Below are 6,176 nucleotides of genomic sequence, written 5' to 3'. Positions count from 1 at the left end.
GGCCTACACCGAGACCGGCGCCGATGCGCTGAGCCTGGCGGTCGCGAAGAACTCGGCGCGCGAACTGATCCTGTCCACGGAGGCCCGCCTGAACCAGTCGCTGACCGAGCACGCCATGTTCAGCGCCAACCTTGGCGTGGGGTATGACGCGCTGGCGCGGCAGTCGGCCATCACCGCGGGCTACGTGGGTGGCGGCGCCCAGTTCGTCACGCGCGGCATGGCGCCGTCGCGCTGGCTGATGCGTGCGGGCCTGGGCTTTGTCGTCACCAGCAGCAAGGCGATGGAAGTCAGCGTGCGCTATGACGCGGAAGTGCGCGAGCGCTTTACCAACCAGACCGCTTCGGTAAAGGTCCGCCTGCCGTTCTGATTGGATTGTCATTGCAGTGAGGCGGGATGCCGCTTGGCGTCCCGCCTTCGTCTGCCGTGCACGGGACGCCACCCGTGCGCGGCATTCGCTTCGCTCCGGCCCGTCTTCCCCCTTTATTCCCCGGATTGCCGCCGCGCCCGCGGCACTATCATGGCGGCCGACGCCGGCATCGGCCCCCTTGCCGATGCCCAAGGCAACTTCATACCCATGGCCTTCTACTCGATGACCGACGAGCATCCTCACGCCAGCGGCGACGCCGCTGCCCCGGCCCAGCCGCTTCCCGCGCGCGGCCTGGCCGTGGGCGTCTTCGACCTGTTCCATGTCGGCCACCTGCGCTACCTGCAATTTGCACGCGCGCGTTGCCAGACCCTGGTCGTCGCGGTGACGCGCGACGCCACCGTACTAGCGAAGAAGCAACGCGCCCCCGCCATGCCGGAAACCGAGCGCATGGAGATCGTGCGCGGCCTGGGCTGGGTGAATCAGGCGCTGCCCCAGCTTGGCAGCCTGGACGACACCGAGACCGCGCAACGCTGGCTGGCCAGGCTGGCGATCAACCATGTCTTCATTGGCGAAGACTGGCGCGGCAGCGCGCGCTGGGAGCGCCTGGCGCCGCGCCTKGCCGCGCAGGGCATCGGGCTGACCTGGACGCCGCGCGCCAGCGAGGTATCCACCACGGCGCTGCGCGAGCGCATCCTGAACAGCCTGCCGGCGTGAGGCCTGGGTAATGCCAACCATCACAGCCGGCCTGAACGGCCTGGGCCGCTTCGGCCYGCATCTATTGCGGGCCTGGCTGGACCTGCCCGATCCACCCGTGCGCATCACGGCCATCAACGACGCGCATCACACGCTGGCCTCGGCCGTGCGCGTGCTGGCCGAAGACACGAAGGTTTCCTTCTCCGACTGCCAGATCCGCGCCGAGGGCGATGCCCTGCTCATCGCCAGGCATGGACAAGCCACGCTGCATATTGCCTATAGCCACGGCCCGGCGGAGCACGCTCCCTGGCTCGGCCAGACCAACTGGTGGCTGGAGTGCTCGGGTGCGTACCCGGGTGCGCGGCAATGCCGCCGCTTCCTCGCCGGGCAAACCCGGCGCGTGCTGGTCTCGGCCACCTGCCACGATGCCGACCAGACGCTGGTGTTCGGCTACAACCATGCGTCCGTCGACCCGGCGGCCGAGGTGATTTCCTATGGCTCCTGCAACCCGCATCCCGAGCGCCGCGCGTGCACGCTGGAAACCGAAGGGCCCCGGCTGCTGCCCTTCCTCGCGCCGGCGGCGTTTCGCGTGGACTATGTGCTGATTCCCTATACCGGTGTGTCGCTGATCGACTTTCGCTTCGGGCTCGCCAGGCCCCCATCGGAGGCCGGGCTGCTGGATGCGCTGGACGCTGCGTGCGCCAGCGGCGAGCTCAAGGGACTGGTCCGGCTCTCGCCCGTCGATGCCGGGCCGCAGGCCTTTGCCCTGAGCCCGGAATCCGTCGTGCTGCTGCGGCCGCGCGCACGGCTGGCGGGCAACCGGCTGGTACTGCCGGCCTGCTTCGACAACGAGAACTCAGCCACCCGCTACCTGGACCTGCTCGCCTTCATGGCGCGGCGCGGCGGCTGACGCGTCAAATCACCCGGTGCGGATGCGCGCCGGCGACGTGGCCGTCCAGTATGCTGGCAATCCGCAGCAGCAAGCCATCCTCCGGCGTATGCCGCTCCAGCACGAGATGCGTCAGGCGCAATGCCTTTTCCCAGTAGCCGTTGAGGCAGGCGTTGGTAATGCGCGAATACGCATACCACTGCGTCAACGCGGAAAATCCGACCAGGTTGTGGGCCCCGATGATGGTATCGAAGGCGGGGTCCGGAAGACGCCACGCCTTGCCGTAGAACGCTTCCAACCACGTTTCGGGATCCTGCAGGCGCCAGACTTCGCCAGCCGGCCCGGCATGGCGCTCCAGCCGCAGCGGGCCGGGAAAACGCGTGACGCGCTGATGGCTGGCGGGCGTGCCGTGGTTGATCCAGAAGCCACCCAGCAGGCTCGCGCCATCCGCTTGCGGCGCCAACCCGCAAAGATCGAGGACCACGTCCCGCGCCGGGTGGTGATAAGTCGCCATGTTGTCGATGGGAAAGACCTGCGGCGGGCGCTGCCAGCGGCAAGCACGCCATCCTCCACGCGCCGCTGATGGAGCAGCGCCCCGCCCAGGAAAAACAGCCAGTACGGACGCAGCGCCGGGTGCACATCGGGCGCCGCCAGCAGGTTCTGGCAGACGGTCTGGACGAGGCCGGGCTGCCCCAGCTCCAGCCCAAGGTGGCACCACCTGCGAATATCGTCAGGGGGAATCACGCCGCCTGCCTGCAAGCGTTGTGACAGCGCGTTGAACTCAGCAGCAGCGGACAGGCCGGAACCGGCTTGACCCGAGGGTGTTGATTGCTGGGCTGCCATGACTACTCAATCGTGACCACGATGGCCACGCGCCGGTTCTCCGCGCGGCCCGTGGCAATGCGGTTGTCCGCCACCGGCTTGCTCTTGCCCAGCCCGCGCACCTGGATGTTCTCGGCCTGGAACCCCGTGGTGGCGAGCACCTTCGCCACCGCCTCCGCGCGCCGGACCGACAGCTGCTGGTTGTAGTCAGCCGGGCCGGAGTCATCCGTGTGCCCGTCCAGGCGCACATGATCGATGCCCGCGCCCAATAGCGCCAGGCCGATCCGCTGCACCGCCCCTTGCCGGTCTGCGCTGATCACGTCTTCGTTCAGGCCGAACAGCACCTTCTCGGACAGGCCAAGCTCCCAGCMGTTCTCGGTCATCTGGAACCCTTGCGACTGCAGCGCCTCGACTTGCGCGGGCATGAGCTTCGGGGCCGGCACCGACTGGCAGGCAGCAAGCGCAAGGGTGATGGCAATCATGGCGGCAGCGATGCCGCGGCTGCCAGCGGCTCGCAAGTTCAATAGCATGAAAGATGCTCCTAATCTTGTTCTTGTTTTCGTTCTTGTTTTATTTCTCGTTGTCTTCGCACTCGGACGCCGTGGCGGGCCCGGATTTCGCCAGCCGCGGCTCCGCGCTCTCCCAGCCGCCTCCCGACCTGCGCTTGGCCCGGTACATGGCCTCGTCCGCCGTGTGCATCAGGGTGGCGGCAGTCTGGGCATGAAGCGGAAACACGGACAACCCGATGCTCAGCGAGGCGCCGATGCTGGTGCCGCTCGACAGTTGCACCGGGTCCTTCATGCGAAGCAGGATATGCTCCGCGACCTGGATGATGTCGGCAGGCTTGCGCAGCGCGGTGAGCAGTACCGCAAACTCATCGCCGCCGAGCCTGGCGACCAGGTCGCCCTCGCGCACGCAGGAACGGATGCGCCGGGCAATGTCGGACAACACCTCGTCCCCGGCGGCATGGCCAAAGTTGTCGTTGATCTCCTTGAACGCGTCGCTGTCCAGGTAGAGCACGCCCGCATATCCCTTGGAGGTGCCGGCAAAGCGCACGGCCCGATGCAGCGCATCCTCGAACGCCGCCCGATTGAGCAGGCCGGTCAGGCTGTCGTGGCTGGCGCGGTGCGCCAGCGACCTGTTCTCGTGCTGGAGCTGGTTCTGCCAGGTCTCCAGTTCGTCGAGCAGGCCGTTGAAATCCTCCCCGAGCGCATTGAGCTCGGCAATATGCGCTGGCGGCGTGCGCTGGTCGAAAGCGCGCTCMGAGCGCACGGCATGGGCCACGCGCATGAGGTTGCGCACCGGCTCGATGATATGGACCAGCATGCGGCTCGACATATAGTGCGCGCTGACCGCGGTGAGCACCAGGCAAGCCAGCAGCCCCAGCAGCCCGCTGAGCACAAAGCGCAAGAGGTTGCCGGTGTCGGCGGTCAGGCGGACGGTGCCCACCGCCTGCGTTTCATGCAGGATCTCCTGCTCCACCGGGCCGAGCGCCATCACGCGGCTGGCCAGGCGCTGCAGGCCGGGAAACCGCTCGTCGTCCGGGCGCTGCCACTCGGCCAGCAGCCGGTTGTCCTTGTCATAGACGCGGGCCTGGGCCACCTCCGTCGCGGCGATTGCCACCAGCGCCTCGTTGGCGGCCGCCTGGTCGCGGAACACCACCGGCGCTTCCAGCGTGTACGCCACGGAGCGGGCAACCAGGTGCAGGTTGTGGTCGGCATAGACGCGCAGCGCGGCCAGCCCGAGCGCGGTCAGCGAGATGCCCGCCGTGCACACGGCGATCAACGCCACGCTGAGATGAATGCGGCGCAGCGTGTTGTACAGCGTCGGACGCGATCTCGTCGCGTCGGGCCGCAAAGGCAGCTTCATGGCGATGGCCCCCGGCGGCGGCCAAGCTGCAATACGGCCGGATGGATATGGATGCCGCTGCGGGCAACGGCATCCAGGTTGACGCGGAACGAGACGTGGCCATCGACCACGTTGAGGCAGAACATGCTGCCGATCTCGCACTCGTAGTCTTCTTCCGTGATGACAAGGACCGGGCGCCCGATCAGCTCCGTCGACAGTTTCTTGCGCCGGGCATCCGTCATGGGCCCGAGGTAGACGGAATCGCAGCCCGCGGTGGACACGCCATCCTGCAGGTCGATGCGCCTGGATTGCACGGAGCGGCCAGTTGCCAGGACGCCGCCCTCCGCAAGCTTGGCGCCGTAGCGGGCCGAGCCGTCCACGCACAGGCGCAGGACTTCCCGCTCGGTTGGCCAGCGCGCATAGCCAAGCAGGCTGAACACCACCCGCGCCACCGCCTCGGCGCGCGGGGGGGCCGTGTCCGCAGCGGTGTGCTGCGACTGCGCGCAGAGGATGGCGGCAAGCAGGGCTGGCAGCAAGCGCGGCAGGCGCGAATGCTTGCGGCCGCGGCTTGGACTGGCTGGGGCGGTAGCCGTTTGAAGAGGCAAGTGGTGAGGCCTACCAAGTCATGCGTTGGGGGGAACGTCGCATCGCGCAGCGAGCAATGCGACCTGACCTGGCTAGCACGATCAAGCACGGATTCCGGCCCGGCGCGAACGCCACCGGAAAGCCTTGCTAGCCCAAACCCTTTAACGGCGCGCCCGCTTTTATATTTACCCCTTATTTCTGGCGCGATGCGGCCGGTGACGCCGACGCCACGCCCGAGACTTGCCGCAGCATCGCCATGGGGCCGAGCCGCTCGATGGTGCGCATCTGTGCCTCGTCCCGCACAAAGAACGATCCGGCAAACCCGAGCGTATTGACCGAAATGCCCTCGACGGACTCCGCCGACCTTGGCACGAGCAGCATCCCAAGCGGCGTGACAAGCAGGTTGTATGGCGCCAGCGGCTGCGATGCTCCATCCACGTCGATCACCCGCACGCCGGCCGCCTCCAGCAGCGCGCGATAGCGCGCAAGTGCGGTGCGCGCCAGATCCGGGCCGCGGGCCGCCGGCAAAGCCAGYGGCGCGAACGCATGCGAGAACGCCAGCCCCGGCACGATGCCGACGGCGCCATCGATGCGCGCGGCCGCAAGCAGCGGCGCGATGGGCAGCGCCGGGCCTTCGCTGGCAAGCGGCAGCGGCACCAGTTGCAGGTGCTTGTGGCACTGGCTTGCGCCGGCCGCCGCGCCCCCGTTATAGAAGCCAAGGCCATCGAACTCGGCCATGCAGGCAAGCAGCGCCTCGAAATCCGCCAGGTTGAGCAGCGCGTCCTGCGGCTCGAAGCGGCGGGTAACGATCAGCAGGTGATGGTCCAGGACATTGAACTTGTTCAGCAGCGCGAGATGGGTCTCGGAGCCAGGTTGAGCAGCGCGTCCTGCGGCTCGAAGCGGCGGGTAACGATCAGCAGGTGATGGTCCAGGACATTGAACTTGTTCAGCAGCGCGAGATGGGTCTCGGAG

9 protein-coding genes and 1 pseudogene are annotated in these 6,176 nt (G+C 67.7%); 4 read left to right on the top strand and 6 right to left on the bottom strand.

Annotated elements, in window-relative coordinates; genetic code table 11:
• From AC1DS3_RS36695 to AC1DS3_RS36685, 3 genes are all read left to right on the top strand, one after another.
• Positions 1 to 367, top strand: a 367-nt coding sequence (locus AC1DS3_RS36695) for an autotransporter domain-containing protein (protein ID WP_477129140.1), incomplete at its 5' end; no start/stop codon positions are given.
• A 150-nt stretch (positions 368 to 517) separates the two neighbouring features.
• Complete coding sequence (locus tag AC1DS3_RS36690; protein ID WP_441640421.1) at positions 518 to 1,081, top strand: FAD synthase family protein; 564 nt, start codon at positions 518 to 520, stop codon at positions 1,079 to 1,081.
• A 10-nt stretch (positions 1,082 to 1,091) separates the two neighbouring features.
• On the top strand, positions 1,092 to 1,970 hold the full coding sequence (locus AC1DS3_RS36685) for a hypothetical protein (RefSeq protein ID WP_477129139.1): 879 nt from the start codon (positions 1,092 to 1,094) through the stop codon (positions 1,968 to 1,970).
• 4 nt (positions 1,971 to 1,974) lie between these two features.
• Here AC1DS3_RS36685 and AC1DS3_RS36680 read toward each other — a convergent pair whose 3' ends face one another.
• On the bottom strand, positions 1,975 to 2,463 hold the full coding sequence (locus AC1DS3_RS36680; RefSeq protein ID WP_477129138.1) for a hypothetical protein: 489 nt from the start codon (positions 2,461 to 2,463) through the stop codon (positions 1,975 to 1,977).
• Between the two features lie 68 nt (positions 2,464 to 2,531).
• On the opposite strand from AC1DS3_RS36680, the gene AC1DS3_RS36675 reads away from it, so the two are divergent.
• Positions 2,532 to 2,717: a hypothetical protein gene (locus tag AC1DS3_RS36675; protein ID WP_477129137.1), complete on the top strand. Its 186-nt coding sequence runs from the start codon at positions 2,532 to 2,534 to the stop codon at positions 2,715 to 2,717.
• Positions 2,718 to 2,794: 77 nt separating this feature from the next.
• Here AC1DS3_RS36675 and yfiB read toward each other — a convergent pair whose 3' ends face one another.
• From yfiB to AC1DS3_RS36650, 5 genes and pseudogenes are all read right to left on the bottom strand, one after another.
• Positions 2,795 to 3,301, bottom strand: a complete 507-nt coding sequence (gene yfiB, locus AC1DS3_RS36670) for an outer membrane lipoprotein YfiB (RefSeq protein WP_477129136.1) — start codon at positions 3,299 to 3,301, stop codon at positions 2,795 to 2,797.
• 40 nt (positions 3,302 to 3,341) lie between these two features.
• Positions 3,342 to 4,640, bottom strand: a complete 1,299-nt coding sequence (gene dgcN, locus AC1DS3_RS36665) for a diguanylate cyclase DgcN/YfiN (protein WP_441640417.1) — start codon at positions 4,638 to 4,640, stop codon at positions 3,342 to 3,344.
• Positions 4,637 to 5,155: a regulatory sequestration protein YfiR gene (gene yfiR, locus AC1DS3_RS36660; protein WP_477129135.1), complete on the bottom strand. Its 519-nt coding sequence runs from the start codon at positions 5,153 to 5,155 to the stop codon at positions 4,637 to 4,639. The genes dgcN and yfiR overlap by 4 nt, the downstream gene beginning before the upstream one ends.
• A 241-nt stretch (positions 5,156 to 5,396) precedes the next feature.
• Positions 5,397 to 6,071, bottom strand: a pseudogene (locus AC1DS3_RS36655) (ATP adenylyltransferase family protein); the annotation flags it as partial.
• A complete protein-coding gene (locus AC1DS3_RS36650; protein WP_477129141.1) occupies positions 6,047 to 6,136 on the bottom strand; it encodes a hypothetical protein in 90 nt (29 codons plus the stop codon). The gene AC1DS3_RS36650 and the pseudogene AC1DS3_RS36655, both read right to left, overlap by 25 nt.
• Between the last annotated feature and the right edge of the window lie 40 nt (positions 6,137 to 6,176).

The sequence above is a fragment of the Cupriavidus sp. 01L46 genome (assembly GCF_056399905.1).
The sequence above is the reverse complement of the archived record's forward strand: the minus strand, read 5'-3'. Positions and strand labels throughout refer to the sequence as shown.

What these genes read in the sequence shown, in the direction of transcription:
- AC1DS3_RS36680 (WP_477129138.1), bottom strand. Translation starts at nt 2,463, where the DNA reads ATGGCGACTTATCACCACCCGGCGCGGGACGTGGTCCTCGATCTTTGC.
- AC1DS3_RS36675 (WP_477129137.1), top strand. Translation starts at nt 2,532, where the DNA reads ATGGAGCAGCGCCCCGCCCAGGAAAAACAGCCAGTACGGACGCAGCGC.